This is a genomic window from Telluria sp. RT2P19 (assembly GCF_059685725.1).
On the sequence record NZ_JCASIL010000006.1, the window covers coordinates 113003 to 139931 of the forward strand.

Consider the following 26929-nt stretch of genomic DNA (forward strand, 5'->3'; position numbering starts at 1 on the left):
CCTGGAAGGCGAGCCCGTTACTGTACACCGCCACCGCCGATGCTGGAAGCTCAGCCCTCGATGAGCGCCTGCCGGCGCGGCGCCGCCAGTGCGGCGCTCTTGCCTTCGTCGGCCAGGCGGAACAGGCGCACCGAACGGGCCAGCGCGTCGGCCTGCTCGTGCATCGCCTGGGCGGCGGCGCTGGCTTCTTCCACCAGGGCGGCGTTCTGCTGGGTCACGGTGTCCATCTCGACCACCGAGCGGTTGATCTCTTCGATGCCCTGCGTCTGCTCCTGGCTGGCGCTGCTGATCTCGGACATGATGTCGGTCACGCGCTGCACGCTGTCCAGCACTTCCTGCATCGTGGCGCCGGCTTCGGCTACCAGCTGGCTGCCGGCATGTACCTCGCTGTTCGATGCGTCGATCAGTGTCTTGATTTCCTTGGCGGCGGCGGCCGAGCGCTGGGCCAGGTTGCGCACCTCGGACGCCACGACCGCGAAGCCGCGGCCCTGTTCGCCGGCGCGCGCCGCTTCCACGGCGGCGTTCAGCGCCAGGATATTGGTCTGGAAGGCGATGCCGTCGATCACGCCGATGATGTCCGAGATCTTGCGCGACGCCTGGGAGATCGAGTCCATGCGCGCGACCACCTGCAAGACGGTGCTGCCGCCCTTGTGGGCGACTTCGGAAGCGCTGCGGGCCAACTGGTCGGCCTGGCGCGCGTTGTCCGCGTTCTGGCGCACGGTCGTGGTCAGCTGGTCCATCGACGAGGCGGTGGTGGCCAGGCTGGCCGCCTGCTCCTCGGTGCGGCTGCACAGGTCCAGGTTGCCGCTCGAGATCTCTTGCGAGGCGGTGGCGATGTGCTCGGCGCCGTCGCGCACCTGCCCCACCACGGTCGACAGGCGCGCGCCGATCTCGTTGATGGCGCCGGTCAGGCGGCCGATCTCGTCGCCGCGTCGCAAAGTCACCTGCGCGGTCAGGTCGCCGTCGGCGATGCGCGTGGCCACTTCCTGCACTTCGGCCAGCGGGCGGGTGACGCTGGCGCGCACCAGGAAGTACAGCACGGCGGCCAGCGCGCCCAGGGCGGCCATGCCCAGCAGGATGAAGCGGTTGCGCAGCGCGGCGGTGGCGGCGGTGATCTCGTCGCGGTAGGTGCCGCCGGCGATGACCCAGTTCCAGTCCTTCATTTCCGAATACGCAGCGAACTTCTCGCGCGCGGCCTTTTCGCCCGGATTCTGCGAGTCGTAGTGGATGATGCCTTCCTTCTTTTCCAGCATTTCCCTGATGAACAGGTGGCCGTCGATCGATTTGCTGTCGAGGATGTTCTCGCCTTCCTTGTTCGGGTGCACGATCAGCTCGCCATAGGCCTGGCCCGGCACGGCCGACAGCACGTAGAAGTAGCCGGTCTCGCCGACCTTGACGGCGCGGATACGTTCCTTGAGCGCGGCGATGTCGGCGCTGATATCGACGCCAACGTACAGCGCGCCGACCACCTTTCCCGCGCCATCGCGCACCGGCTCGTACTGGGTGATGAACTGCTTGCCGAACAGCTTGGTGAGGCCGACATAGGTGCGGCCCGCGCGCAGCGCCGGGTAGGCCGGCGAAGCCTTGTCGAGGGCGGTGCCGACGGCGCGCTCGCCATTTTCCTTCTTGACCGAGGTGCTCACGCGCACGAAGTCGTCGCCCGAGGCGGCGAAGATGGTGGCGTTGCCACCGGTGCGTTCGGTGAAGGCGTCCGGTGCGCTGAAGTCGAGATTCAAGGGCTGGCCGGCGACGCTCAGCGTCGGCACCTGACGGCCGCCGATGTCGGCGGTGGCGGCTTCGTCGAGCGTGAATTCGCCCGGCAGGCCGGCGCGGAAGATGCGCCCGAAGCTTACCGCCTGGCTGCTGACGGTCTTGTTGAACAGTTCGACGGTCGCGGCGACACCATGCAGTTCGCTGCGCACGCCCTCCACGGCGCGCTGCTCGAGCATGTTCGAGGTCGACACGGTGATGGTCGCGATCAGGGCGGCGATGATGATGCCGGCGAGGGCGAAGGTGACGGCGCTGATGCGCGTGCCGACGCTCCAGCTGGACGGCCTAATTGTGTTCTTGCTCATGGCAGTTGACGAGGCAGACGGAGATATGACCCCGGATCATACCCTGTCAACTTTTCTTGAGGCAATAATTAGTCAGGATCTAATGCGACTTCGTGGCGCACGCAACACTCAACGAGCATCGCTACGTGCTACCACGTATTGACAGTTCAAGCCGCTACCGGCGCATGGGTCTGGAACTGCAGCGCCGCCAGGTTGGCGTACACGCCGCGCAGCGCGATCAGCTCGGCATGGGTACCGGATTCCACGATCCGGCCTTCGTCCAGCACGATGATGCGGTCGGCGCGCTGCACGGTTGCCAGGCGGTGCGCGATGATGATGGTGGTGCGGCCGACCATGGCCGCCTCGAGCGCGCGCTGCACCAGGCGTTCGGATTCGGCGTCCAGCGCGCTGGTGGCTTCGTCGAGCAGCAGCAGCGGCGGGTTCTTGAGCAGGGCGCGCGCGATCGCGATGCGCTGGCGCTGGCCGCCCGACAGGCGCACGCCACGTTCGCCCAGGAAGGACGCGTAACCCTCGGGCAGGCGTTCGATGAAGTCGTGGGCCGCGGCCATCTTCGCCGCCGCGATCACCTCGTCGTCGCTGGCGTCGGGCCGGCCGTAGCGGATGTTTTCCATCGCGTCGAGCGAGAAGATCACGGTGTCTTGCGGCACGATGCCGACCGCGCCGCGCAAGGTGTGCAGCGCCAGGTCGCGCACGTCGACGCCATCGAGGCGGATGCTGCCGGATTGCGGGTCGTAGAAGCGCAGCAGCAATTGGAACAGGGTGGTCTTGCCGGCGCCGGAAGGGCCGACCACGGCCACTGTCTCGCCGGGGCGGATATCGAGCGCCAGGTGCGACAGGGCCGCTTCATCCAGGCGCGAAGGATAGGCGAAGGTGACGTCGTCGAGCGTGACGCGGGCGCCGTTGACCGAGGTGGAGCCAGCCCCGTGTGGCAGCGCTTGCGGCTGCAGCGGATCCTGGATCTCGGATCGTGCGCCGAGCAGCTCGAGCAGGCGTTCGGTGGCGCCGGCGGCGCGCTGGGCGTCGCCCATGACTTCCGACAGCGCGCCTACCGAGCCGGCCACGATGCCGGCGTACAGGATGAACTGGCCCAGGTCGCCGCCGGTCATGGTCCCCTCCAGCACCGCATGGGCGCCGAGCCACAGCACGAACACGATCGATCCGAACACCAGCACGATGGCCAGCATGGTCAGGGTGGCGCGGGCGCGGATGCGCCGCATCGCGGTGGTGAAGGCGCCTTCGACTTCGTTGCCGAAGCGGCCGGACTCGTGGTTTTCGCGGGTGAATGCCTGCACGGTCGGCATCGCGTTCAGGATCTCGCCGGCCACCGCCGAGGCGTCGGCGATGCGGTCCTGCGAGTCGCGCGAGAGTTTACGCACGCGGCGCCCGAACAGCACGATCGGCAGCACCACCAGCACCAGCAGGCCGAGGATGATGGACGTCAGGCGCGGGCTGGTCACGAACAGCATCACCAGCCCGCCGAAGAACAACAGGGTATTGCGCAGCGCAAGCGAGATGCTGGTGCCGACCACGGTCTGGATCAGGGTGGTGTCGGTGGTCAGGCGCGACAGCACCTCGCCGGTGCGGGTGGTCTCGAAGAATTCGGGGCTCTGGCGCACCACGTGGGCGTAGACGGCGCTCCTGATATCGGCGGTGACGCGTTCGCCCAGCCAGGACACCATGTAGAAGCGTGCCGCCGTGGCCACCGCGAGCACGGCGGCCACGCCGAACAGGGCCAGGAAGGTGGCGTTGATGTGTTCCAGGCTGCCGCCTTCGATGGCGGCGCCGGCGGCGGCGGTGGCGGACCCGACGGACGACCCCGCCGCCGCGCCGAAACCCAGGTCGATCATCTGCTTGAAGGCCGCCGGAATCGCGAGGGTCGCGCCGGCCGCGAACAGCAGGGCGACGCCGGCCAGCAGGAACTGGCGGCGGTAGGGACGCAGGAACGGCCCCAGGCCCCTGAGGGTGGCCAGGCTGCTCTTGCGGGATGTCTCGGATTCTGGCTTGCTGGTGTTACGGGTGGTCATCGTGTCCTGGTGTTCCGGTCGTTCTTCTTGTACGTCATCAAAGCTTCATCGGTTGCACGTAGCCGGTCATTTCCAGGTAGCCGCGGCCCACCCGGCGCCCGTCCTTTTCGATCGTGACCGCGCCTTCCCAGTAGACGGCGCCGGTCGAGCGGCGCGAGTCGAGTTCCTGGTCTTGCTGCAGCGGCGCGACCTGCCAGCTGTCGGCGCCGGTCGTGATCGTGGTCGCGATCGGATAGGTGGCGCCGGTGCGCGGCGATGTCCAGTGCGCCTGCGGCGCAAACGTGATCTGCCCGGGTGCGTAATGCACCACCTTGCCGGCCTTGTCGCGCCTGGTCGCGTGCGCCCATAGTTTACCACCTTGGCGGTCGCGGATCTGGAAAGCCATCAGGGCCCCGCCGTCGTCGAGGTTGGCGCCGACCCAGTCCCAGCCCACCGCATCCGGCTGCAGCGCTTCGCTCGACCATTCGTGGTCGAGCCAGGCGCTGCCCGTGACCTGCGTGGCCGCCATGCCGGCGCGGCCGGCGGTGCCGGATACCTCGAGTTGCGGTTCGCTGTAGTAGTAGCTTGCGTGCCGGGCGCTCGGGCCCTTGCGCGAATAGCCGCCCTGGCCCTGGACCAGCACCGGCTGCGTCGGCTTCAGGCGCAGTTCGAGGGTCAGCTGGTTGGAGCGGATCGTGACCCGGTAGACGCCGTTGCCGTCCCTGACCATGCGCCAGTCGTCCAGCTTCAGGTCGGTATTGCCGGGCCGGGCCCAGGCCATGCTGAAGCCTTCGCGCGCGCTGCGCTCGTCGTGCACCAGGCGCCCGACGGAAGGATCGGACAGGGCCGCGTGGCCGATCACCAGCTGGCGCGGCGCGAAGTGGCTCGGGTTGGCGTTGTCGGCGCCGGTGCGGCTGCGAAAGAACGTGACCTGGAAGCCGAGCGGACGTTTATCCGGCGTCTCGACCCAGCCGGTCACGTACCACCACTCGGTGCGAAACTCGGGATGGGCGCCATAGTCGCGTGGGAACGACAGGGCGGCGCCCGGTGTGACAGGAGCATACACGGGAGCCGCGGCATGGCTCGAGCACGACAACAACACCAGCAGACACAAAATGAAACGCATTACCAATCCTCTCTGACCGCCCGCACCGGGCCGCCGGACAATGCCTGGCGCCCCGACACCAGCGCGGTCGCAACCGACGCCGTGACCAGCACCGCGGCCACGCTGCCGAGCAGCGGCCAGGGCAGGTGCAAGCCCATGGTCCAGTGGAAGGACTGCGGGTTGATCACGTACACCAGGATCAGGCTGATCACCAGCCCGAGCGCGAAGCCGGCGACGACACCGAGGCTCGTGAGCAGAGCGCCCTCGAAGGCGAGCAGCTGCAAGACCTGGCGCCGGGTCACGCCGACGTGGCGCAGCATACCGAATTCTCGCGCCCTTGCCAAAGTCTGGGCCGAAAAACTCGCGGCGATGCCCGATAGCCCGATGGCGATCGCGATCGCTTCCAGCAGGTAAGTGACGGCGAAACTGCGGTCGAAGATCTTGAGACTGCTCGCGCGGATGTCACCGGGGCGCATCATGGTCAGGGCCGCGCCGAACGGCAGCGCGCGCAGGCTGCCTTCCAATGTCGCCGGGTCGACCCCGCGCGCGCTCCACAGGGCGGCGTCGGTGACGTCGCGTTCCCCGGTCAGCTTGCGGTAGTCCTCGAGCTGGATCACGACCGAGCCGCCCTGGTTGGCGTAGTCGCGCCAGGCGCCGGCCACGAAGAACTCTACCTCGGCGCCGCCCAGGGGCAGGCGCAGCACCTGGCCGACGCGGGCATCGTACAAGTCGAGCATCGCCTCGGATACCCAGGCCGGGCGGACGCCGGCGGGAATCGTCGCCGTGTCGCCGACCAGGTACAGCAGGCGCGCCGGATCGCCGGCGTCGATGTCACGGGCGATCACGACGATCGGCGGTCGCTCGGGCGCGAGCGAGACGCGCCGGGTGCGCAGGAATTGTACCTGCTCGACCCCTGGCAGCCGGATGAGCGCGTCCTGCTGCGCGCGGCTCAGGAAACCCGTGCCGCCGGCGTCGACCGTGCGTACATACAGGTCGGCCGGCAGGATGTGGCCCATCCACTCGTCGACCGAGACCCGGAAGCTCGACACCATGATCCCCATCGCCACCATCAGGCTGAAGCTGGCCAGGATGCCGCCCAGCGCGATCGAGGCCTGGCCAGGCGCATTCGCCAGCCGGGCCAGCGAAAGCGCCAGCACCGGCGCGCCGTTGGCGCGCCGTGTGACCAGGGTTTCGAGCGCGCGGAAGGTGACGGCGGCGAAGCGCGGCATCAGGCCGATGCCGCCGACCAGTAGCAGTGCAATCGCGAGGTAGCCGAACAGCGGCAGCTCGAACACCGGCGGCGCGAACGCGAGCACGGCGGCGAGCAGCAGGCACGCGAGCGAGGGCCAGACCCGCGCCAGGCGCGTGAGCGGCGCTTCGTCGGCGCCCGACTTGATGGCCACCGCCGGCCGTGCGCGCGCTGCTTCCCAGGCCGGCGCCAGGCAGCCGAGCAGGGCCACGCCCAGGCCCAGTCCAAAAAACACCAGGGCCGCGCCGGGCGTGAAGAACACTTGCGGGCGGATGCCGGGGAAGTAGCCGGCGCCCAGGTCGCCGCCAAAGAAGTGCAGGGCCGCGGCGGCCAGCGCGTAGCCGGCGCCGATGCCCAACAGCGCGCCAAGCAGGCCCAGGCTGCCGCCTTCGAGCAGCACCTGGCGCAGCAACTGGCCGCGCTCGAGGCCCAGCACCCGCAGCAGCGCGAACTGGCTGCGCCGGCGCATCACCGACAACGCCTGGGTGGAAAACACGAGGAAGGCGCCGGTGAACAGCGCGACCAGCGCCAGCACCGTCAGGTTGACGCGGTAGGCGCGGCTCATGTTCGCGGTACGGCTTTCCTGCTCGGCGTCGTTGGGCTGGCCGACCGTGAAGCGGCCCGGCCAGGCCTTGTCCAGCTCGGCGCTGAGACGGCGCTGGAAGGCGGCGCGGTCGACGCCATCGCGCAGTTTGAGGTCGACCCGCGACAGCTGGCCGAGGCGGTTCAGGCGCCATTGGGCGGCGCCGATGTCCATCACGGCAAGGCGCTGGCCGGCGCGCGCACGCTGCACCGGTCCCGCCACGCGCAGGGCCACTTCGCCGGTGCCGGCGCGCAGCACCAGCGTATCGCCGCGTCGCTTGTTCAACCAGGCCTCGGCCGCCGGCGACAGGAACAGGGCGTCGTCGGCCAGGATGTCGAGGCGGCGGCCTTCGCCGGTGACGCCCAGCAGGTCGGGCGAGATGGCGCCGGCGCGCAAAGGGTCGATGCCGATGATGCGCAAGGATCCCTCGACCCCCGGCACGCCGGCCGCCACGTCGAGGACGGGCGAGGCCAGCGCCACCTCGGGGTGTTCGGCCAGCACGGGGTACACCGATTCATCGAACAGCGGCTCGCGCCCCTGCACTTGAATGTCGGCTTGGCCCGACAGGCTCTTGATGGCGGCCGAGAATTCATTGAAGGCGGCGGCGTTGATCAGGTGGACGGCGAAACCCATCGCCACGCCGACTGCGATCGCCGCGATGGCGACCAGCGCGCGCACCGGATGCGCGCGCCATTCGCCGAACAGCAGCCAGCGTGACAGCTGGCTCAGGCCGGGCATTCGACCGCCAGCGTCTCGACCTGGCGCCGCAGCTTGATCCGGGCCGCCTCCTTGGCGTCACCGCGCGTGCGCGCCAGGTCTTGTTCCAGCCATTGGCGCTGCAGGCGCAACCTGTCGCAGCGCTTGCGCAGGGGCAGCGCGGCGCGCCGCGCGCGTTCGTCGTCGCTTTCCTCGCGCGCGGTTCGCCCGGCGCGCAGCGCGTCGATCGCGCGCGCCATGTCGCGCGCGCGCGCCAGGCGCGCCTGCGTCTCGGGGTCGGGCCGCGGGGCGGCGCGCACGGGCAATTCGGCGCCGGCGCCCGCGCAGGGACGGTCGGCGTAGCTCACGCGGCCACCTTCATGGCACTTGTAGACGGCGCCCGCGGCCGCCGCATGGTACACGATGCAGGCCGCGACGAGGACCAATGAACGAAACGGCATGCGCGACTCCCGGTCATAGTATTTTCCCGGGATTCATGATGCCGAACGGGTCGAGCGCGGCTTTGACGGCACGCATCATGCCAAGTTCGACCGGCGACTTGTAGCGCGCCAGGTCCGCGCGCTTCAGGACGCCGATGCCGTGCTCGGCCGAGATCGAGCCGCCGCAGGCCACGACCAGGTCGTGCACGATGCGGTTCACTTCGGCCTGATGGGCGAGGAAGGACTCGTGCGCGGTGCCCGCGGGCGGCGCCACGTTATAGTGCAGGTTGCCGTCGCCCAGGTGACCGAACGTGACCGGCTGGCAGCCCGGGAAGGCCGCGTCCAGCGCGGCATCGGCACGCGCGACAAAGTCGGGGATGCACGAGACCGGCAGCGAGATATCGTGCTTGATGTTCTTGCCGGCCGCCGCCTGCGCCAGCGGAATGTGCTCGCGCAGCCGCCACAGGTCCAGCGCCTGCTGGCCGGAGCTCGCCACGACGGCGTCCTGCGCGAGGCCGTATTCCAGGGCCTGGCCGACGCTTGCCTCCAGCAGGCCGTGGGCATGCTCGCCCGACTCGTTGCTCGACAGCTCGACCAGCGCATACTGGGGATGCCGCCCGGCGAATGGCCTCGGCAGATCGGGAAATTGTTGCGCTACCAGGTCCAGGCAGAATGCCGACATCAGCTCGAAGCCGGTCAGCGCCGCCCCGCAACGCGCCTGCAGCAGGCCGAGCAGGTCGAGCGCATGGCGCGGCGACGCCAGTGCGACCAGGGCGACCAGCGCGGCGCGCGGTGCGGGATACAGTTTGAGCACCGCCGCCGTGATCACGCCCAGCGTGCCCTCGGCGCCGATGAAGAGCTCGCGCAGCGCATAACCGGTATTGTCCTTGCGCAGGCCGCGCAAGCCGTCCCAGATCTCGCCCTGGGCGTTGACGACTTCCAGTCCCAGGCACAGTTCGCGGGTGTTTCCGTAACGCAGAACGGCGGTGCCGCCGGCATTGGTCGACAGGTTGCCCCCGATCGTGCAACTGCCTTCGGCAGCCAGCGACAGCGGGTACAACATGCCGGCGTCGCTCGCTGCGGCCTGGATGTCGGACAGGATGCAGCCGGCTTCCACCGTCATGGTGCGGTTGGCGGGATCGATGAAGCGGATGCGGTTCAGGCGCCGCAGCGACAGCACGATGGCCGTGCCCGAGGTGTCTGGCACGCTGCCCATGACCAGGCCGGTGCGTCCGCCCTGGGGGACGATGGGCACCCGCGCCTCGGCACAGGCAGCCACGATGGCGGCGACTTGCGCCGTATCGAACGGGAGCACGACCGCCAGGCCCCGCCCGCTGTAGCGTCCACGCCAGTCGGCCATGAACGGCGCCATGTCGGCGTCAGCGGTAATGACATGGGATTCGCCGACGATCGCCCGGCAGCGCGTCAGCAAGGCATCTGTATGCGGCTCAGCCATGCGGCACTTTGACCTTGTCGAGCAATTCCTTGGCCAGGCGCTGCGCCTCTTTTTTATAGGGGCGCAGGTAGAGCAGGGCGCTGAGGTAATACACCACGACCAGGGCGATCTCGCCGATGGCCATGTGGCGCGAGGCCGCGCTCTGGTCGGCCCAGGCGCGCACGACGCCCTCGGCAAAATAAATCAGGATCAGCATCGACGACCACTGCAGGGTGTACAGGTCGCGCTTGATGACGCCGCGCAGCGGCAACAACAGGGGCAAGGCCTTCAGGGCCAGCAGCCAGCTGCCCGGCTGCAGGGGCGCGACGAAAGCCTCCCAGGCGACCAGCCAGCCGATCAGCCAGATCAGGCTGGCGATCGCCCCGATATGAAAGACTTTTTTCCCTGTTTCCATCAGCGGCTTCCATGCAGTTTCAGGGCCGCCTCGGCCAGGCGGCGACCGAGCGCGATCGACAGCGTACGCTCGTCTTCGGTCAGGGGGCGCTTGCCGTCGACGCCGGCCCAGTGGGTCGCCCCGTAGGGGCTGCCGCCGCTGGCGGTATTCATCAATTCGGGGTGGGTATAGGGCAGGCCCATTACCATCATCCCATGGTGCAGCAAGGGGATCATCATCGACAGCAGCGTCGCTTCCTGGCCGCCGTGCAGGCTGCCGGTGGAAGCGAACACGATCGCCGGCTTGCCCGACAGCGACCCATTGACCCACTCGGTGGCCGTGCCGTCGAGGAAGTACTTCATGCTTGCAGCCATATTGCCGAAGCGCGTGGGCGAACCCAGCGCCAGGCCGGCGCACTCGCGCAGGTCGTCGAGTTCGACGTAGGGCGAGCCCTGGTCGGGAATGCCGGGCGCGGTCGCCTCGGCGACGCTCGAGACCGGCGGGACGGTGCGCAACCTGGCCTCGGCCCCCGGCACGCTATCGACGCCCTGGGCGATCAGTTCGGCCAGCTTGCGCGTGGCGCCATGGCGCGAATAATAGAGGACGAGGATGCAAAGTGGGGTCGTGTTCATCCTTGGTATTATAGTGCGCTTTGTTGAATTGACATGCCTGCGACAATGACGAATACGGTGAAACCAACACCATGCTGAACAGGACCGTCCATCACCTGTCGCGCCCCGGCGGCGAGTTCGCGGGTGGCAGCGCCGAGCGCGGCCTGACCTGGCTCGAGGCGCGCGACCTGGTGCGCTTCGCCGCGCACCGCCTGCGCGAAGAGCGCCTGCCCCAGGTGGCGGGCAGCCTGACGTTCACCACGACGCTGGCGCTGGTGCCGCTCTTGACCATCGTACTGGCGATCTTCACGATGTTCCCGGCCTTCGGCCAGGTGCGCGAGATGATCGACGCCTGGTTCGTGCAGAACCTGATGCCCAAGGCCATCGCCAGCACCATCAGCGGCAACCTGACCCAGTTCGCCGCCAAGGCCAGGGGCTTGTCGGCGCTCGGCGCGGTGGCTTTGCTGTTCACCACGGCCGCCACGATGAGCCTGATCGAGCGCGTGTTCAACCAGATCTGGAGCGTGCGCCAGCCGCGCCCGCTGGCCCAGCGCCTGCTGGTGTACTGGGCGCTGCTGTCGCTGGGACCGCTGCTGTTCGGCCTGTCGCTCAGCTTTACCTCGCAGGTGGTCGATGTCACGGGCGGCCTGGAGCGCGACGCGTCCCTGCTCGCCACCCTGTTCCTCACCCTGGCGTCGGTGGCGGTGACCACGGCCGGCTATACCCTGTTGTACGTCGTGGTGCCGAACCGGGCAGTCGCCTGGCGCGACGCCTTCTGGGGCGCTCTGGCGGCGGCGATCGCCTTCGAGATCGCCAAGCGCGGTTTCGGCCTGTTCATCCGCCAGTTCCCGACCTACGCCATCATCTACGGCGCGCTGGCGGCGGTGCCGCTGTTCCTGGTGTGGATCTATGTCACCTGGATGATCACGCTGGTCGGCGCGGTACTGGCGGCGGCGCTGCCGGTGGTCAAGTACGAGCGCTGGTGGTACGCGCCGGCGCCCGGCGGGGCCTTCGTCGACGCGATGTCGGTGCTCAAGGTGCTGCATGGCAGCGCCAAGCTGAGCGGCAATGCGCTGGTGGCCAGTAGCACGATCCGCCATCACACCCGGATCGGGTACGACGAGCTGGGGCGGCTGCTGGACCGGATGGTAAGCGAGGGCTGGGTCGGCCGGGTCCAGGACGAGGCGCCGGCGCGGCGCGGCTGGCGCTTCAACCGCCGTGGCGAGCAGGAGCACTGGGTGCTGCTGGCCGATCCCGGCAAGCTGCGCGTGGCCGATGTCTACCAGCTGTTCGTGTTCGATTGCACGGCGGCCCAAGGCGTGCAGCGCGAAGAGATCGGGCCCGATACCGCCCTGTCGCTCGACGCCGGCGAGCTGGCGCGCCAGGTCGAGGAGGCGGTCGAGGCCGGGCTCGGCCAGACGCTGGCCGCGCATTTCGGCGATCCCGAAGAAGCCGTGCTGGCGGATATCGAGGCGCGCGCTACCAGCTGAGTTTGCCGGTTAGCATGTGCCAGTACATCAGCCAGTCGGCGCGGAACGAATACCATGGGTAGTCGAAGGTGGCCGGCTTGTTCTTCTCGTAGTAGAAGTGGCCGATCCAGGCGCCCCCGTAGCCGCCGATTGCCGCCGCCAGCAGCCACCAGGGATTCAGGCTGTCGAGAAAGCGCACCATCGCCGCAATGGCGATCGAGGTGCCGATGAAGTGCGCGCGCCGGCAGCGGCGGTCGTCGTGCTGGCTCACATAGTAGGGATAGAAATCGGCGAAGCTGGCGTAGCGGATTTTCATGGCGCGTCTCAGCCTTTCGATGGGAGTTGGCGGGCGAATTCCAGCAGCGCGTCCAGGACCGCTGCCGGCGTCTCGCTCATCATCGCATGGCCGGCGTCCACGCTCACGACCTTGCCATGCTCGATCGCGCCGGTCAGGAGTCGCGCCGAACGGGGTGGCGTCATCATATCCTTCCGGCCCAGTACGAACAGGGTCGGGCAGGCGACCGAGGCCGCGGCTGCCTCGCCGTTGGCATAGGCGTTGCAGGCCGCGAAATCGGCATGGAACATCTGCGGCGCGCCGCGCGCCGCCATACGCTGCATCAGGCGTCGCGCCGTGTTGGTCACCGAGGCGCCAGGACCGGCCGTCGATGGGCCGGGCAGCCAGGATGCATGCGACCACGCGGCCACCATATCGATGGCCACGCGCTCCTGATCGCGTGCGGTGTCGAGCAGCGTGTCCGCCACTTTCATCGGGTACGTCGTGCCCAGCAGGGCCAGGCCGCTCACGCGCGCTGGCGCCTTGTGGGCGGCCTCCAGGGCGATGAGCGAACCCATGCTGTGACCGACCAGCAGCGCACGCTCGACCCCGGCCGTGTCGAGCACGGCAAGCGCCCAGCCGGCCATCGCTTCGACCGTCTTTAGCGGCGGGCCCTTGCTGCGGCCATGCCCGGGCAGGTCCGGCGCCAGCACCGCATAACCCCGATGGGCGAGGGCGCGGCTCTGCAGGGCCCAGACCGAGTGGTCGTTCTGGGCGCCATGGAGCAGCATGACGACCGGCAACCCGGGATCGAAGGGCTGGCCGCCGGTGTGGCAGTAGACATCATGGGTGTCGAGGGAGAATCGCATCTCACGCTCCCTTCGCGGCCAGTTTCAGGGCGCGCTTGAGGTCGTCGATCAGGTCGTCCGAATCCTCGAGGCCGACCGACAGGCGCAGCATTGCCTCGGTGAGGCCGCCGGCCGCCAGCTGGTCGGCCGGTACCCTGCCATGGGTGGTCGAGGCCGGATGGATGGCCAGCGACTTGGCGTCGCCCACGTTCGCCATGTGCGAGAACACCTGCAAGCCGTCGACGAAGCGGCGGCCGGCCGCGCGGTCGCCTTTGAGTTCGAAGGTCAATACGGCGCCGCAGCCCCTGGGCAGCAGGCGTTCTGCCAGCGCATGGTCCGGATGCGATGCCAGTCCGGGGTAGGAAACCGACGCCACCATCGGATGCGCGCAGAGGAAATCGGCCAGGCGCCGGGTATTGGCGACGTGGCGTTCCATGCGCAGCCCAAGTGTCTCGACGCCCTGCAGGATGGCGAACGCATTGTGGGGACTCATCGCCGCCCCGAAGTCGGGCAGGCCTTCGCGCCGCGCGCGCAGGGCGAAGGCGCCGACGGTCGATTCTTCGCTGAACACCATGCCGTGCAAGCCCTCGCACGGCTCGCACAGGGTGGCGAAACGCCCACTGCGCTCGTGCGCCGCCTGCCAGTCGAAGGTGCCGCCATCGACCAGCAGGCCGCCGAGCGCGGTGCCGTGGCCGCACAGGAAGTCGGTCGCCGAATGCAGCAGCAGGTCGGCGCCCAGATCGAACGGGCGCTGCAGATAAGGCGTGGTGAGGGTCGCGTCGACCATCAGCGGCAGGTCGTGCGCGTGGGCGAGTTCGGCGATGGCCGGGATGTCGAGCACCTCGAGCCCGGGATTGCCCAGCGTCGCGCCGAACAGCAGTTTCGAAGCCGGGCGGATCGCGGCGCGCCAGGCATCGAGGTCGCGCGGGTCGACGAAGGTCGTCTCGACGCCGAAGCGGGGCAGGGTATGGGCGAGCAGGTGGCGCGCGCTGCCTTGCAGCGCGCGCGAGGCCACGATATGGTCGCCGGCGCCGGCCAGCGTCGCCAAACCCAGGTGCATGGCCGCCTGGCCGCTGGCGGTGGCGATGCCGGCCACACCGCCTTCGAGCGCCGCGATCCGCTCTTCCAGCACCGCATTGGTCGGATTCGAGATGTGCGTAGCCACATGACCGGCCTGTTCCATATTGAACAGCGCCGCGCCGTGGCTGGCGTCGCGCAAGGCGAACGAGGACGTGAAGTGGATCGGCGTGGCGCGCGCGCCGGTGGGGTCGGGTGCGCTGCCGGCATGCAGGGACAGGGTGTCGAAACCGGGAGGTCGGGGACCGCTCATGCTGGACTCGTGGTGAGTTGGGATGGCGCATCCTAGCAGTTATGGCCTATTGCGCAATCTGCGCTGCACCATCTGTTCGCACACTTGCACCATGATGCGGCGCAACGCTGGATTTTTTGGCGAGCATAGGCTACAGTCGGTGTTATGCCTTATACAAATTTATCCAGTATCAGCAATATTGACGAAGCGGGGGTGGCGAACATGAAAGTTTCGGAAATCCTGCAAGTGAAGGGCAATATCCTGTACACCGTAACGCCCGACCAGCCGCTGGTCGACGCGGTGACCACGATGTCCGAGAACGATATCGGCTCGCTGGTGGTAATGGAGTACGGCGACCTGGTCGGCATGCTGACCTTCCGCGAAGTGCTCAAGGCGCTGCACGCGAACGGTGGCGCGGTCGGTTCCGGCACCGTGCGCCGCCACATGGACGACAGCCCGATCACCGTGACCCCGGACACCGAAGTCAACGAGGTGCGCCGCATCATGCTCGAGAAGCACGCGCGCTACCTGCCGGTGATGGATGCCCGCACCCTGCTGGGCGTGATCTCGTTCTACGACGTCGCGCGCGCGGTGCTCGAGGCGCAGAGCTTCGAGAATCGCATGCTCAAGGCGTATATCCGCGATTGGCCGGCGGAGCAGAACGCGCCGGATTGAGTCGGCGGTGCATGCATGTCGTTTCCGCCTGCGCGGGAACGACGTCAATCGGCGTATTTCTTGCGCCGCCAGTCGCGGCGCCGGTCACGCCGCGTGCGTGACCGGATTGTTCTCCAGCCACGCCAGCAACCCTTCCGGCGACAACGGCCGCGCATACAGAAAGCCTTGCGCCAGCGGGCAGCCGAGCTGGCGCAGGATCTGCGCCTGGCGCTCGTCCTCGACACCTTCGGCGATCACCGACAGGCCCAGGTTGCGGCCCAGCTGCACGACCATCTGCGCGATGCTGCCGCCGCGCGCCGACCCCGTGATCTCGGACACGAAGGCGCGGTCGATCTTGAGTCGGTCGACCTGCAGCCGCTGCAAGTGCGATAGCGAAGAGAACCCGGTCCCGAAATCGTCGATCGCGATCGACACGCCGGTACGCTTGACCTGGGCCAGCTTCTCGACCAGCAGGGCCGGTTCTTCCATCGCCATCGATTCCGTGATTTCCAGCTCGATGAACTCGGGCGGCGCGCCGGTGTCCTCCAGCGCGCGACGCAGCATGTCGAGGAAGTGCGGATGCCGGAACTGCACCTGCGACACGTTGACCGACATCGTGAAGTCGCGGTGGCCGGCCGCGCGCAGGCGCATCAATTCCGCGCAGGCCTGGCGCAGCACCCATTCGCCGATCTCGACGATCAGCCCGGAGTATTCGGCGATCGGGATGAAACGGTCGGGCGGCACCAGGCGCCCGTCTTCCTGGCGCCAGCGCAGCAGGGCCTCGGCGCCGAACGGGCGGTTGGTGGCCAGGTCGACCTGCGGCTGATAATGCAGGAACAGCTGGCCGCGCTGGAAGCCGCTGCGCAGCGCGTGCATCATGCGCACCCGTTCGCGGATCTCGACGCCCATGCTGCGCGAGAAATAGAAGTGGCCGGCGCGTTGCTGTGACTTGGCGCGCTTGAGCGCGATGTCCGCGTCCTTCAGGGCGTCGGCGCCGCTGCCGTCGTGCTCCGGCAGGCGCACCAGGCCTTGCGTGGCGGACACCTGCACGTCCTGGCCGTCGATCCGGAACGATTCGCGAAACAGGGCCTGCACCTGGGCCGGCTGCACCGCGTCGGTGTCGCCCAGCACGCAAAAGATGTCGCCGCCGATGCGGCCGATCTCCAGGTCCGGCGCCAGGCGCGACTTCAACCGCTGGCCGACCGCGACCAGCAGCAGGTCGCCGAAATGGTGACCGAGGGCATCGTTGGTCTCGGCAAAATGGTCGAGGTCGACCAGGGCCAGTACCGAGCGCTCCCGACGCGGGCTGGCCAGCGTGGCGTCGATCAGCTCGACCACGCGGGTGCGGTTGGGCAGGCCGGTCAGCGGATCATGGAAGGCAGACTTGTTCAGGCTGCTGACCAGCTCGCAGTTGTCGAGGCAGACCGCGACCATGCCGCAGAAGACCTTCAGCAGGCGCCGCTCGACCTCGTCGACCGGCCGATCGAGGGGGATGCAGGCGACGAAATCGCGTCCCGCCTTGCCCGGCAAGTACATATTCAGCAGGCCGTCCTCGGCCGCGCATTGGCGCGTGAGCAGGGTGCGCTCGGCGGCCAGCGCAAGCTGGCCGTGCAGTTCGCGGCCGTCGAGGTGGCGGCAAGCGCCGGCCGCGGCGACGGCGCGCAGCGCATCCGGCCGGCCATGACCGCCGTCGCGCGTGCACAGCACGCCCTCGGGCGGCTGGCCAACCAGGCGGCCCGCCTGGCCGAGGATGCCGAGCGCCACGTCGCGCACCCCGTGCAACGCCATCAGTTCGGCGCAGGCTTCGACGATGTGCTCCATGCCGAGGCGGTTGGCTTCCAGCGCACGGATCTGCTGGTAGGAGCGGATCGCGGCCGCCACCGTCGTGTACAGCTTGGTGCGGGTCAGTTCGGACTTGGTGCGGTAATCGTTGATGTCGTAGCCGCGGATCGCTTCCATCTCGGGCGCGTAGCCGGGCTGGCCGGTGCGCAGGATGATACGCACGTCATGCAGGCCCAGTTCGTCGCGGATGCGGCGCACCAGGCGCAGGCCGGCGTCGGCCTTTTCCATCACCACGTCGAGCAGGATGACGGCGATCTCTTTTTCGCGCACGAGCAGGTCGAAGGCCTCGTTGGCGGAATAGGCGTGCAGGAAGGACAGCGGGCGGCCCTGCATCTCGACATTGCCGAGAGCAAAAGTGGTCGTTGAGTGTACATCGGCATCGTCATCGACGACCAGGATCCGCCATGCGGGACGCGGGGATGCGATGGCCGCAGCTTCGTCGGCAAAGACGAGGTCGTCGGTGACACGGTCATCCTTCAGTGGTCCTGAGGGCGTAATCGATGCTGGCATGTGCTACGTCTCCAGGTTGGCTCGGCATGATCACTTCAGTATATATGCAATTGTAAAGATGAAAGAGACCGATCCGGTTCGTCTACTCACAATGTATCTCTACGGAAACATAATTACGCCAGTCAAAGCGGTAATGGCCGTTTCTGCTTGCCAGATGGCCTGTTAAAATGGTAATTCGTCCAATCCGAAATCTCATTCCCATGTCCGGCAATACATTTGGCAAGCTGTTTTCCGTCACCACCTTCGGCGAATCGCATGGCCCCGCGATCGGCTGCGTCATCGACGGCTGCCCGCCGGGCATGGCCCTGAGCGAGGCCGATATCCAGCCCGAGCTGGACCGCCGCAAGCCCGGCACCTCGCGCCACGTCACCCAGCGCCAGGAAGCGGACCGGGTCGAGATCCTGTCCGGCGTGTACCAAGGCGTCACCACCGGCACCCCGATCGCCCTCCTGATCCGCAACGAAGACCAGCGCAGCAAGGACTACGGCAATATCGCCGAAAGCTTCCGCCCCGGCCACGCCGACTACACCTACTGGCATAAATACGGCGTGCGTGATCCCCGCGGCGGCGGCCGTTCGTCGGCGCGCCTGACCGCACCGGTGGTCGGCGCCGGCGCCGTCGCCAAGAAGTGGCTGCGCGAGAAATACGGTACCGAATTCATGGGTCATATGCGCGCGCTGGGCGATATCGACGTGCCGTTCGCGGGCTGGGAGCACGTGCACGCCAATCCCTTCTTCGCCGCCACCGGCGACGCGGCGTTGCTGCAGCGCATGGAAGAAGCGATGGACCAGCTGCGGCGCGATGGCGACTCGATCGGCGCGCGCATCGACGTGGTCGCGACCGGCGTGCCGGTCGGCTGGGGCCAGCCGATCTACGACAAGCTCGACGCCGACATCGCGTATGCGATGATGGGGATTAACGCCGTGAAGGGCGTTGAAATAGGCGCCGGCTTCGCCTCGGTGGCGCAGCGCGGCTCGGAGCACGGCGACGAGTTGACCGCCGGGGGTTTTGTCGGCAACCATGCGGGCGGGGTGCTGGGGGGGATCTCGACTGGGCAGGACATCACGGTGTCGCTGGCGATCAAGCCGACGTCGTCGATCCGCGTGCCGCGCCGTTCGATCGACAAGGAGGGCAATCCGGCGACCGTGGAGACCTTCGGCCGCCACGATCCGTGCGTGGGCATCCGCGCGACGCCGATCGCCGAGGCGATGCTGGCGCTGGTGTTGATCGACCACGCGCTGATGCACCGCGCGCAGTGCGGCGACGTGCAGGTTCGTACGCCAAAGCTGAAATAACGCTGCGGCCAATGGCAATCGCCGGCCCCGGCAAGGGCGGGGGGCACGCGCGGGGCCAGCGCAGGAAACGATGTGCGTGGTGCAGCGGACGACCGGCGCCGCAGGTTCAAGCCCGCGTCACGGTCGCTTCCATCGGATGCCGCTTTTCGACCGTGCGCACCACCAGCGCACGCAAGTCGTTCAACAGCGAAAACTCGGTCTGGCTCAGGATCACCTGCGGGAAGGTGCCGTCCCAGTCGCCATAGATGAAGCCAGCCGGCTGTCCGTGCGCTGACAGGGGGATCACGACGAAGCAGCGCGCCTCGGCCAGCGTGCCCTTCCACCATCCCGGCAGCTTGGTCGCGAACTTGCTGTCGCGGGCGTTCTCGATGAAGATCACGCGATCGCTCCCGAGCGCGGCGTGGAACACGTTCGGCTCATAGGCATCATCGAACACCAGGTTCGGCAGCAGCGCCTTGACGTCGTCGCCCAGCCCCAGGCGCGCCGAATAGCGGCCTTCGCGCCGGTTGCGCAGAAAAGCGAACGAGCGTGTAAACGACAACCCCTTGTGCATGGACTCGAGCGCCATCGAGATCATCTGGCCGGCGGTGGCGTTCGGTCCGGCGTCGCGCATATCGGCCACGCCGCGCATCAAAATCTTGTTGCCGGCGATGCGCTTGCGGGTGGCCGCCGCCTGCTGCGCGCGCTTTTCCTGCGGCTTGGACAGCGGCGCGATCGACAGGTCGGATGTCGCTTCCATCTTGGCCTTGTCGATCGAGGCCAGGATGTCGCCCGGCGGCAAGCCCAGCATTGGCGCGAAATGCTCGGCCAGGACCGCGACCCGGGCGGCGCCGGCCGCGTCGTCCGCCCACAGGGCGTCGGCGACCTGGGTCGACATGCTGCCCAGCGCCGCCAGCCAGTCTTCATGCGCGAAGCCGTCGAAGCGCTCGCCCGGCTCCACCCGCCGCATGCCGGCCACCAGGTTGTCCGGCAGCCCCCAGTGGGCGGCCGTGGCCCGTCCCAATGCTTCCAGCGACAACCCCAGTACGTCCAGCGCCGCGTCTTCTTCGCGGCCTTCGCCGGCCAGTTCGCGCATCTTCGCCCAGCGTTCCGGCATGTAGAAAGTCAGCATCATGCGGCCCAGCGAGTGGAGGATCGAGCAGACTACCGCTTCTTCGGGGTCGCGCGAGCCGGCGCCGGCCGCGAGCTGCTGCGCCACCATCCCGGCCAGCACCGCCTTTTCCATTTCAATGTGCGCGACTTCGGTGTCGGGCGTGCTCCGGCTCAGTTCCTCGATCAGCTTGAGGCCCAGCGCCAGATGGCCGATCGATTCGGTGCCCAGCACCAGCACCGCCTTGGAGATGGTGTCGACGTGCTGGCCGAACGCCGAATACATGCTGCTGTTGGCCAGACGGAGCACCTTCTGGGTGAGCACCGGATCGGACAGCACCGTCTGCGTCATCGAGAAATCGCGTTCGTCCTCGCCGCGCATCGAGGCGAGGATGGCATTGATCGCCTTGGTGAACCCCGGCATGTCGCCCTGGCGCCGGATGCGCTCCCACAGCAGGGCGAGGGTGGCTTGCGACTTCGCCGTGCGCGGGGTGGTGGCGTGTGTGGTCATGATTTGCCTGCGGCCGGCAAAAGCGCGGCGTAGAGATTTTCCTTGAGCGCCGTGACGGCCACGTTGGCCGGCATCGGTTTGCCCGTCAGGTAGCCCTGCACGTAATGGCAGCCCTGGTCATCGAGCCAGGCCAGCTGTTCCTCGGTCTCGACGCCCTCGGCCACGACCGACAGGCTCAGGTGCCCGGCGAGGTCGAGGATTGCGTTGCAGATGGCCGCATCCTTGTTCGAGCCCGGCAAATCCTTCACGAAAGCGCGGTCGATCTTGAGCACCGAGATCGGGAAGCGCTTGAGGTAGGCCAGCGACGAGTAGCCGGTGCCGAAGTCGTCGATCGCGATGCGCGCATGGCGCTCGGCCATGTGGGCCAGGATGTTCTCGGCATGCGCCGGATCGACCATCAAGGTGCCCTCGGTGATCTCGAGCACCAGCTGGCGGCCGTCGAGGCCGGACAGCGCCAGTGCGTCGTCCAGCACCGTCAGGAACAGATCGCTGCGGAACTGGCGTGGGCTGATGTTGACCGAGATATACAGTTCGCGCCCGGCCACTTCCTGGAACTGGCGGATCTGCATGCAGGCCGCCTTCAGGGCCCAGGCGCCCAGCAGGTTGATCAGGCCGTTGTTCTCGGCGATCGGGATGAAGCGCGCCGGCGGCACCATGCCCAGCGTCGGGTGCTTCCAGCGCATGAGGGTCTCGAAGCCTTCGATGATGCGGCTGCGGGCGTTGACGATCGGCTGGTAATACAACAGGAATTCGCCTTCGCGGATGGCCGCGAACATGGCCGCCTCGAGCGAGATGTCGTGCTCGGGCGGGCCCTGGTCGCTGGGGCTGTAGACGACGGCGCGGCCCTTGCCGGTTTCCTTGGCGCGCGACAGCGCGGCGTCGGCCAGCGTCACCAGGCGTACCTCGTCTTCAACGTGGTCGGGGTGGACGGCAACACCGATCGAGGCGCCGAGATAGATCGTGTGGCCGCCGGCTTCGAACGGCGACTGCATGGTGGCCAACAGGCGTCCGGTGACGAGCTTGATCTGGGCTTCGCTGAACGTCCCTGGGAGCACCGCGACGAATTCGTCGCCGCCGACCCGGGCCAGGGTGTCGCTGTCGCGCAGCGTGCGACGCAGGCGAGCGGCGGCCATCTGCAGCACGGTGTCGCCCAGCGGGTGGCCCAGGCCGTCGTTGACCTTCTTGAAACCGTCGATGCCGATGGCGGCGACGGCGAAGCCGTGGCCCGATCTGCGCGCATTGGCGATCACCATCCGGATCCGGTCCGACAGCAGCACCCGGTTGGGCAGTTCGGTGAGGGCGTCGTGGGTCGCCATATGGCGTAGCCGCTCCTCGGTTGCGTGCTGGATCGACATATCGCGCCCGATGACCAGCAGCGGCGCCTCGTCGCCGGTGGCCAGGCGCGCAATCCGCAGCTCGAACCAGATGTCGCGCTCGCCCGAGTGAAAGCGCGTCTCGACCAGCACCGCCTCGTCGCCGGCGGCGGCGCCGGCCAGTGCATCGCGCAGCGCCGGCTGGTCGATCTCGTGCACCAGCGACACCAGAGAGCAGCCCGGCTCGAAGCCGCACAGGTGCTGCGCGCGCGTGCCGGCCGCGTGGATCGCGCCGTCAGGCGTGACGCGGAACACGGCATCACCGGCCGTCTCCAGCAAGCCGTCAAGCAGCGCCGCAGGCAGCGTGGGCGCGGCGGCCGGCTGCGATGGGGGCACGGCTGAAGAACAGGTGTGCATGTTGTTTAGGAGCTTTCTTGTTGCGGCAAGTACGCGTCATGCCAATGTCACATGTGATTCGGTGCAAGTCTACCAAACCAGTGGCGACTGTATCACTGAAAAATTCCGTAAAGCATTAGAAAGCACAAGCGTGGACGATTTTGCGATCGCTTACGCGCGCTCACCCTGCTTGCCGGACAAGCTTGTTGGCGCTAACCTGCTTGTCGTACGGGCAAGTGTGTCAGCAGGCATTGTCGCTTATTCTTGATCGTAGGGACATAAGATAGTGCGATTGTGGTGCCGTAGTGCAACATTTTACAATAAGCAGTTGTGCTTAGAGGAGCCACCATGGACGGATTCGACACCCACGAGATCGTGAACCAGGCCTTGCCTTTCACGGACGTGAACCTGTTCGCCTGCGATCCGGCGCTGCAGGAGGCGTTGTTGCGCGAGGGTGGCGGCTGGGCCGCGCCGCAACTGCTTGCATTCGGCGAGCGGCTCGGAAGCGGCGAGGTCCAGGAACTGGCGCGCCTGGCCAACGCCCACGGCCCGGCGCTGGCATCTTACGACCGTGCCGGACGCCGGACCGACGAGCCCGAATTCCATCCGGCCTGGCATGACCTGATGGGTATCATGATCGGCGCCGGCGCCCATGCCGCGCCATGGAGCGAGCCGCGCCCCGGCGCCCAGGTGGCGCGCGCGGCCCAGTATCTGCTGATCGGCCAGGCCGAGAACGGCGTCCAGTGCCCGCTGACCATGACGTATGCCGCGGTGCCGGCGCTGCGCCGGGCGCCCGCGCTGGCCGCGCAGTGGCTGCCGAAGATCCTGTCGCGCGACTACGATCCGCGGCCGCTGCCGCTGGCGCGGAAACGTGGCGCCCTGGTCGGCATGGGCATGACCGAGAAGCAGGGTGGGTCCGACGTGCGCGCCAACACCACGCACGCCAGCTTGCTGCCGGTCGGCGCCGGAGGGGAGGCGGGCGAGGGCGCCTGGCGCATCGTCGGCCACAAATGGTTTTATTCGGTGCCGCAGGCCGACGCCCATCTGGTGCTGGCCCGCTGCGAGGGCGATGCCGGGGGTGGCCTGGGCTGCTTCCTGGTGCCGCGCTTCCTGGCCGACGGCCGGCGCAACGCGGTGCGCGTGCAGCGCCTGAAGGACAAGCTGGGCAACCGCTCGAACGCCTCGGCGGAGGTCGAGTTCTGCGGCGCGCTCGGCTGGATGGTCGGCGAACCGGGGCGCGGCATCCCGACCATCCTCGAGATGGGCAGCCATACCCGGCTCGACTGCGTGCTGGGCAGCGCCGGCATCATGCGCGCCGCCCTGTGCCATGCGCTGCACCATGCGCGCGGGCGCATGGCCTTCGGCCGGCCGCTGGCCGAGCAGCCGCTGATGGGCAATGTGCTGGCCGACCTGGCGCTGGAATCCGAGGCCGCCACCGCCTTCGCCCTGCGCCTGGCGCGCTGTTTCGACGAAGGCGACGACCCGGCGCAGGCGCTGCTGGGACGCATCCTGACGGCGGCCGGCAAGTACTGGATCTGCAAGCGTGGCCCCGGCTTTGGCGCCGAGGCGATGGAAGTCATGGGCGGCAACGGCTATGTCGAGGACGGCCCGCTGGCGCGGCTATACCGCGAATTGCCGGTCAACTCGATCTGGGAGGGGTCGGGCAATATCATGTGCCTCGACCTGCTGCGTGCGCTCGGCAAGTCGCCCGACGCGGCGCGCGCGGTGCTGGCGGCCGAGCTGGCGCAGGCGGTGGAACGCGACGCGCGCTTCGGCGCGCACGTCGCGGCGCTGCTGGACGGCCTGGCGGAGCGGGTGCAGGATGAGTCGGGCGCGCGCCTGCTGGCCGAGCAGATCGTCGTGACGCTGCAGGCAGCCCTGCTGCTGCGCCATGCTCCGCCGTACGTGGGCGAAGCTTTCCTGCGCTCGCGCATCGTCCAGCCGGTAGGCGGCGCCTACGGGCGGTTGCCGGCGGATGTCGATTGCGGGGCGATCCTGGCACGCGCCTTGCCGTTGTCATGAAGGCCAATTATTTCTTGCGCAAACCGGGACAAACGGCCGCATGGCTGGGATAATGCCGGCTTGCATGCTTTAACTGGAATCAGACTGACACCCCGCCATGAAACAAGATCCGCGCTTCCCGAACCTGTACATCCTGAACCACCCGCTGATCCAGCACAAGCTGTCGCATATGCGCGAGCACGATACATCGACGCGCACCTTCCGCGAGCTGCTGCGCGAGATCACGCTGCTGATGGGGTACGAGATAACGCGCGACCTGCCGCTGACCACGCGCTCGATCCGCACGCCACTCGTGACGATCGATGCGCCCGTGATTGCCGGCAAGAAGCTGGCGGTGGTGCCGATCCTGCGCGCCGGCATCGGCATGAGCGATGGCTTGCTGGAACTGGTGCCGTCGGCGCGCGTGGGTCATATCGGCGTGTTTCGCGATCCGGCAACCCACGAGCCGGTCGAATACATGGTGCGCCTGCCCGACACGATCGAGCGCACCTTCATTCTGTGTGACCCAATGGTTGCCACCGGCAACTCGGCCGTGCACGCGATCGACGTGCTCAAGAAGCGCGGCGTGCCGGACGACCAGATCCTGTTCCTGGCGCTGGTGGCGGCCCCCGAAGGCGTGCAGGTGTTCCAGGATGCGCATCCCCACGTCAAGCTGTTCGTGGCTTCGCTCGACTCGCACCTGGACCAGGACGCCTACATCATCCCGGGGCTGGGCGATGCGGGCGACCGCATCTTTGGCACCAAGTAGGCATGACGATGGCAACCGTGCAGCAGGCCGACCAGCAGTTCTTCGCGCGCCTGGCTGAACTCAACGAGAAGTTCGCGGCCAGGCTGCCGACCACGCTCGAGCGTTTGGCGGCGCTGTCGCATGATCTGGGCAGCGCCGGCACGCCGGGCTTCGACGTCGTGCCGGCGGCGAGCGAATTGCAGGCCATGCTGCACACGCTGGCCGGCTCGGCGGCGACCTTCGGTTTCCGTGGCCTGGGCCACCATGCGCGCTTGCTCGAGCAACGCTTGCGCGTATTGCGGGCCTTCGATGTGGTCTCCGCCACAGAATGGCAGGCCTGGCGCGCGGAGCTCGACGAATATATCCGGGTCGCGCGCCGCGATCCAAAATCGCTTACCTGAACAGGTAGCGCAACGGGGGGCGCCGGTGCTGGCGCGGTCATACGCAAGCCGCATGCGCAAGCTTCTGGTAGAGCGTAATTTGATTTATCGCAAACATTTGCGCCGGCCTTGCGCCTATATTTTCCCTCGTACCGTGAAAAGACCCGCACCCTGTATTTATTGATTTTTAGAATCGTTGTGGTCTGGCGGTTTTTTATTTAACGAATAGGGGTACAAAGCGGTTTTATTCGGTATAATACGGGATCGTTGGGTTCGAGGTAGTAGTGCAGTCTGTCTGTCATTTCTTTCTTGCTTCTTCAAACGATCTGAAACGGGCGCAAGCCCAACTAACCGAAATAGGAAATTGTAATGGCAACTGGCATCGTTAAATGGTTCAATGACTCGAAGGGCTTCGGCTTCATCACCCCTGATGAAGGCGGCGAAGATCTGTTCGCGCACTTCTCGGCTATCCAGAGCACCGGCTTCAAGTCGCTGCAGGAGAACCAGCGCGTTTCGTTCGACGTGACCACCGGCCCTAAGGGCAAGCAAGCCTCGAACATCCAGCCTCTGTAATAGCCTAAAGGCGTTACGAGACAAAAAATCCCCGGAATTGCCGGGGATTTTTTTTGCCCCCACGGCCCAGCCCGGAAGCTCACGGTCAGGGATTGCGCCAATAGTCGGGGGCGGCGTAGCTGCGCCGCAGGAAGTCCACGAAGGCGCGGATGCGCAGGGGCAGGTGGCGCCGCTGCGCGAAAACGGCATGGATGTCGTTGCCGGGCGCCGTGAATTCATCCAGTACGGTACAGAGCTTGCCGCTGGCGATCTGCTCGCCGACTTCCCACATCGAACGCCAGGCCAGGCCCTTGCCGGCCAGCGCCCAGGCATGCAGCACGGCGCCGTCGTTGCACACCATATTGCCGCTCACTTTCATGGTGACCGGCTTGCCGTCGTTCAAGAACGTCCAGCCGCGCTGGCTGCCTTCGCTGCTGATCGGCAGGCAGTTATGACGCGCCAGGTCGGCCAGCTCGCGCGGCCAGCCGTGGCGCTTGAGGTAGGCGGGGGACGCCACTACCACGCGCCGGTTGTCGGCCAGCTTGACGCCGACCAGGCTCGAGTCGTCCAGGCTGGCGATGCGGATCGCCACGTCCACGCCTTCGGCCACCAGGTCGATCACGCGGTCGCTCAGGTTGAGGTCGATGGTCACGTCACGGTGCTCGGCCAGGAAGGAGGGCAGCAGCGGCGCCACGTGCTGACGCCCGAAACCGGCCGGGGCCGACACTGTCAGGTGCCCCGAGGCGCGCATGGTGTGTTCGGAGATGGCCGACTCGGCGTCGTTCACTTCATCCAGGATGCGCTGGCAATCCTCCAGGAAGGCCACCCCCTCGTCGGTCAGGACCAGCCGGCGCGTCGTGCGTTGCAGCAGCTTGACCCCGAGCCGCGCTTCGAGGGCGTCGAGCCGGCGGCCGATCATGGCCGGCGCGATCCCCTCGGCGCGCGCCGCCGCGGACAGGCTGCCGCGCGCCACCACCTCGACAAAGGTCGCCATCTGGGTGAATTTGCCCATGCTTCTCGCCGTTTCTGCTTTCTATTTGATACAAAAACACACGGATGATGTGAGAATTTGTATGGTTTAGCGCTATTCAAGTGAATATACTTGATGGAAAGGCAAACGCCAAGGCGCGCGCGGTCGGTTCGCGCC

22 protein-coding genes are annotated in these 26929 nt (G+C 67.5%); 7 read left to right on the forward strand and 15 right to left on the reverse strand.

Translation table 11 applies throughout. From position 1 onward, the window contains the following. Positions 1–50: 50 nt before the first annotated feature. The 8 genes from AC56KW_RS09985 to wrbA form a co-directional block, all read right to left on the reverse strand. On the reverse strand, positions 51–2075 hold the full coding sequence (locus tag AC56KW_RS09985; RefSeq protein ID WP_497170580.1) for a methyl-accepting chemotaxis protein: 2025 nt from the start codon (positions 2073–2075) through the stop codon (positions 51–53). A gap of 146 nt (positions 2076–2221) precedes the next feature. Then, a complete protein-coding gene (locus tag AC56KW_RS09990) occupies positions 2222–4099 on the reverse strand; it encodes an ABC transporter transmembrane domain-containing protein (RefSeq protein ID WP_497170581.1) in 1878 nt (625 codons plus the stop codon). A gap of 37 nt (positions 4100–4136) precedes the next feature. After that, positions 4137–5204 (reverse strand): lipocalin-like domain-containing protein, encoded by a 1068-nt coding sequence (locus tag AC56KW_RS09995; protein WP_497170582.1) that lies wholly within the window; start codon positions 5202–5204, stop codon positions 4137–4139. Beyond that, positions 5204–7753 carry an ABC transporter permease gene (locus AC56KW_RS10000; RefSeq protein ID WP_497170583.1) on the reverse strand — a complete coding sequence of 850 codons (2550 nt, stop codon included), beginning with the start codon at positions 7751–7753 and terminating at the stop codon, positions 5204–5206. The genes AC56KW_RS09995 and AC56KW_RS10000 overlap by 1 nt, the downstream gene beginning before the upstream one ends. Then, on the reverse strand, positions 7741–8172 hold the full coding sequence (locus AC56KW_RS10005; RefSeq protein WP_497170584.1) for a DUF4124 domain-containing protein: 432 nt from the start codon (positions 8170–8172) through the stop codon (positions 7741–7743). The genes AC56KW_RS10000 and AC56KW_RS10005 overlap by 13 nt, the downstream gene beginning before the upstream one ends. A 13-nt stretch (positions 8173–8185) precedes the next feature. Next, the gene (locus AC56KW_RS10010) at positions 8186–9607 is read right to left on the reverse strand and encodes an FAD-binding oxidoreductase (protein ID WP_497170585.1); all 1422 of its coding nucleotides are present in this window, start codon (positions 9605–9607) and stop codon (positions 8186–8188) included. After that, a complete protein-coding gene (locus AC56KW_RS10015) occupies positions 9600–10001 on the reverse strand; it encodes a DUF2069 domain-containing protein (protein WP_497170586.1) in 402 nt (133 codons plus the stop codon). The genes AC56KW_RS10010 and AC56KW_RS10015 overlap by 8 nt, the downstream gene beginning before the upstream one ends. Next, on the reverse strand, positions 10001–10612 hold the full coding sequence (gene wrbA / locus AC56KW_RS10020) for an NAD(P)H:quinone oxidoreductase (protein WP_497170587.1): 612 nt from the start codon (positions 10610–10612) through the stop codon (positions 10001–10003). Before wrbA ends, AC56KW_RS10015 begins: the two co-directional genes overlap by 1 nt. Positions 10613–10683: 71 nt before the next feature. Here wrbA and AC56KW_RS10025 point away from each other — a divergent pair, with 71 nt between their 5' ends. Beyond that, positions 10684–12081, forward strand: a complete 1398-nt coding sequence (locus AC56KW_RS10025) for a YihY family inner membrane protein (RefSeq protein WP_497170588.1) — start codon at positions 10684–10686, stop codon at positions 12079–12081. Here AC56KW_RS10025 and AC56KW_RS10030 read toward each other — a convergent pair. The 3 genes from AC56KW_RS10030 to AC56KW_RS10040 are packed head-to-tail and all read right to left on the reverse strand — an operon-like array spanning position 12071 to position 14512. Beyond that, on the reverse strand, positions 12071–12376 hold the full coding sequence (locus AC56KW_RS10030) for an Mpo1-like protein (RefSeq protein ID WP_497170589.1): 306 nt from the start codon (positions 12374–12376) through the stop codon (positions 12071–12073). The two genes, AC56KW_RS10025 and AC56KW_RS10030, sit on opposite strands and share 11 nt — an antisense overlap. Positions 12377–12384: 8 nt before the next feature. Beyond that, positions 12385–13203, reverse strand: a complete 819-nt coding sequence (locus AC56KW_RS10035; RefSeq protein ID WP_497170590.1) for an alpha/beta fold hydrolase — start codon at positions 13201–13203, stop codon at positions 12385–12387. A 1-nt stretch (position 13204) separates the two neighbouring features. Continuing rightward, on the reverse strand, positions 13205–14512 hold the full coding sequence (locus AC56KW_RS10040) for an O-acetylhomoserine aminocarboxypropyltransferase (RefSeq protein ID WP_497170591.1): 1308 nt from the start codon (positions 14510–14512) through the stop codon (positions 13205–13207). A gap of 201 nt (positions 14513–14713) precedes the next feature. On the opposite strand from AC56KW_RS10040, the gene AC56KW_RS10045 reads away from it, so the two are divergent. Next, a complete protein-coding gene (locus AC56KW_RS10045) occupies positions 14714–15166 on the forward strand; it encodes a CBS domain-containing protein (RefSeq protein WP_137176105.1) in 453 nt (150 codons plus the stop codon). Positions 15167–15250: 84 nt separating this feature from the next. On the opposite strand, the gene AC56KW_RS10050 is transcribed toward AC56KW_RS10045, so the two are convergent. After that, positions 15251–17497, reverse strand: a complete 2247-nt coding sequence (locus AC56KW_RS10050; protein ID WP_497170592.1) for a putative bifunctional diguanylate cyclase/phosphodiesterase — start codon at positions 17495–17497, stop codon at positions 15251–15253. 200 nt (positions 17498–17697) lie between these two features. On the opposite strand from AC56KW_RS10050, the gene aroC reads away from it, so the two are divergent. Then, positions 17698–18792 carry a chorismate synthase gene (gene aroC / locus AC56KW_RS10055; RefSeq protein ID WP_497170593.1) on the forward strand — a complete coding sequence of 365 codons (1095 nt, stop codon included), beginning with the start codon at positions 17698–17700 and terminating at the stop codon, positions 18790–18792. A 106-nt stretch (positions 18793–18898) separates the two neighbouring features. Here the strand turns inward: aroC and AC56KW_RS10060 are convergent, their stop codons facing one another. Both AC56KW_RS10060 and AC56KW_RS10065 read right to left on the reverse strand, forming a co-directional pair. Further along, a complete protein-coding gene (locus tag AC56KW_RS10060; protein ID WP_497170594.1) occupies positions 18899–20392 on the reverse strand; it encodes an HDOD domain-containing protein in 1494 nt (497 codons plus the stop codon). Then, entirely contained in the window at positions 20389–22122 is a 1734-nt protein-coding gene (locus tag AC56KW_RS10065) for a putative bifunctional diguanylate cyclase/phosphodiesterase (protein ID WP_497170595.1), read from the reverse strand. The genes AC56KW_RS10060 and AC56KW_RS10065 overlap by 4 nt, the downstream gene beginning before the upstream one ends. Positions 22123–22449: 327 nt before the next feature. On the opposite strand from AC56KW_RS10065, the gene AC56KW_RS10070 reads away from it, so the two are divergent. The 4 genes from AC56KW_RS10070 (at position 22450) to AC56KW_RS10085 (ending at position 25803) form a co-directional block, all read left to right on the forward strand. Beyond that, the gene (locus AC56KW_RS10070; RefSeq protein WP_497170596.1) at positions 22450–24123 is read left to right on the forward strand and encodes an isovaleryl-CoA dehydrogenase; all 1674 of its coding nucleotides are present in this window, start codon (positions 22450–22452) and stop codon (positions 24121–24123) included. 97 nt (positions 24124–24220) lie between these two features. After that, the gene (upp, locus tag AC56KW_RS10075; RefSeq protein ID WP_497170597.1) at positions 24221–24871 is read left to right on the forward strand and encodes a uracil phosphoribosyltransferase; all 651 of its coding nucleotides are present in this window, start codon (positions 24221–24223) and stop codon (positions 24869–24871) included. A 2-nt stretch (positions 24872–24873) separates the two neighbouring features. Further along, the gene (locus AC56KW_RS10080; RefSeq protein ID WP_497170598.1) at positions 24874–25251 is read left to right on the forward strand and encodes an Hpt domain-containing protein; all 378 of its coding nucleotides are present in this window, start codon (positions 24874–24876) and stop codon (positions 25249–25251) included. Between the two features lie 348 nt (positions 25252–25599). Next, positions 25600–25803, forward strand: a complete 204-nt coding sequence (locus AC56KW_RS10085) for a cold-shock protein (protein ID WP_005670341.1) — start codon at positions 25600–25602, stop codon at positions 25801–25803. Positions 25804–25888: 85 nt separating this feature from the next. Here AC56KW_RS10085 and AC56KW_RS10090 read toward each other — a convergent pair whose 3' ends face one another. Beyond that, a complete protein-coding gene (locus tag AC56KW_RS10090) occupies positions 25889–26794 on the reverse strand; it encodes a LysR family transcriptional regulator (RefSeq protein WP_497170599.1) in 906 nt (301 codons plus the stop codon). Positions 26795–26929: the final 135 nt, after the last annotated feature.

Excerpts from the sequence above, each read along its gene's own strand:
- AC56KW_RS09985 (WP_497170580.1), bottom strand. The coding sequence starts at position 2,075 with ATGAGCAAGAACACAATTAGGCCGTCCAGCTGGAGCGTCGGCACGCGC.
- AC56KW_RS09990 (WP_497170581.1), bottom strand. The coding sequence starts at position 4,099 with ATGACCACCCGTAACACCAGCAAGCCAGAATCCGAGACATCCCGCAAG.
- AC56KW_RS09995 (WP_497170582.1), bottom strand. The coding sequence starts at position 5,204 with ATGCGTTTCATTTTGTGTCTGCTGGTGTTGTTGTCGTGCTCGAGCCAT.
- AC56KW_RS10000 (WP_497170583.1), bottom strand. The coding sequence starts at position 7,753 with ATGCCCGGCCTGAGCCAGCTGTCACGCTGGCTGCTGTTCGGCGAATGG.
- AC56KW_RS10005 (WP_497170584.1), bottom strand. The coding sequence starts at position 8,172 with ATGCCGTTTCGTTCATTGGTCCTCGTCGCGGCCTGCATCGTGTACCAT.
- AC56KW_RS10010 (WP_497170585.1), bottom strand. The coding sequence starts at position 9,607 with ATGGCTGAGCCGCATACAGATGCCTTGCTGACGCGCTGCCGGGCGATC.
- AC56KW_RS10015 (WP_497170586.1), bottom strand. The coding sequence starts at position 10,001 with ATGGAAACAGGGAAAAAAGTCTTTCATATCGGGGCGATCGCCAGCCTG.
- wrbA (WP_497170587.1), bottom strand. The coding sequence starts at position 10,612 with ATGAACACGACCCCACTTTGCATCCTCGTCCTCTATTATTCGCGCCAT.
- AC56KW_RS10025 (WP_497170588.1), top strand. The coding sequence starts at position 10,684 with ATGCTGAACAGGACCGTCCATCACCTGTCGCGCCCCGGCGGCGAGTTC.
- AC56KW_RS10030 (WP_497170589.1), bottom strand. The coding sequence starts at position 12,376 with ATGAAAATCCGCTACGCCAGCTTCGCCGATTTCTATCCCTACTATGTG.
- AC56KW_RS10035 (WP_497170590.1), bottom strand. The coding sequence starts at position 13,203 with ATGCGATTCTCCCTCGACACCCATGATGTCTACTGCCACACCGGCGGC.
- AC56KW_RS10040 (WP_497170591.1), bottom strand. The coding sequence starts at position 14,512 with ATGAGCGGTCCCCGACCTCCCGGTTTCGACACCCTGTCCCTGCATGCC.
- AC56KW_RS10045 (WP_137176105.1), top strand. The coding sequence starts at position 14,714 with ATGAAAGTTTCGGAAATCCTGCAAGTGAAGGGCAATATCCTGTACACC.
- AC56KW_RS10050 (WP_497170592.1), bottom strand. The coding sequence starts at position 17,497 with ATGCCAGCATCGATTACGCCCTCAGGACCACTGAAGGATGACCGTGTC.
- aroC (WP_497170593.1), top strand. The coding sequence starts at position 17,698 with ATGTCCGGCAATACATTTGGCAAGCTGTTTTCCGTCACCACCTTCGGC.
- AC56KW_RS10060 (WP_497170594.1), bottom strand. The coding sequence starts at position 20,392 with ATGACCACACACGCCACCACCCCGCGCACGGCGAAGTCGCAAGCCACC.
- AC56KW_RS10065 (WP_497170595.1), bottom strand. The coding sequence starts at position 22,122 with ATGCACACCTGTTCTTCAGCCGTGCCCCCATCGCAGCCGGCCGCCGCG.
- AC56KW_RS10070 (WP_497170596.1), top strand. The coding sequence starts at position 22,450 with ATGGACGGATTCGACACCCACGAGATCGTGAACCAGGCCTTGCCTTTC.
- upp (WP_497170597.1), top strand. The coding sequence starts at position 24,221 with ATGAAACAAGATCCGCGCTTCCCGAACCTGTACATCCTGAACCACCCG.
- AC56KW_RS10080 (WP_497170598.1), top strand. The coding sequence starts at position 24,874 with ATGACGATGGCAACCGTGCAGCAGGCCGACCAGCAGTTCTTCGCGCGC.
- AC56KW_RS10085 (WP_005670341.1), top strand. The coding sequence starts at position 25,600 with ATGGCAACTGGCATCGTTAAATGGTTCAATGACTCGAAGGGCTTCGGC.
- AC56KW_RS10090 (WP_497170599.1), bottom strand. The coding sequence starts at position 26,794 with ATGGGCAAATTCACCCAGATGGCGACCTTTGTCGAGGTGGTGGCGCGC.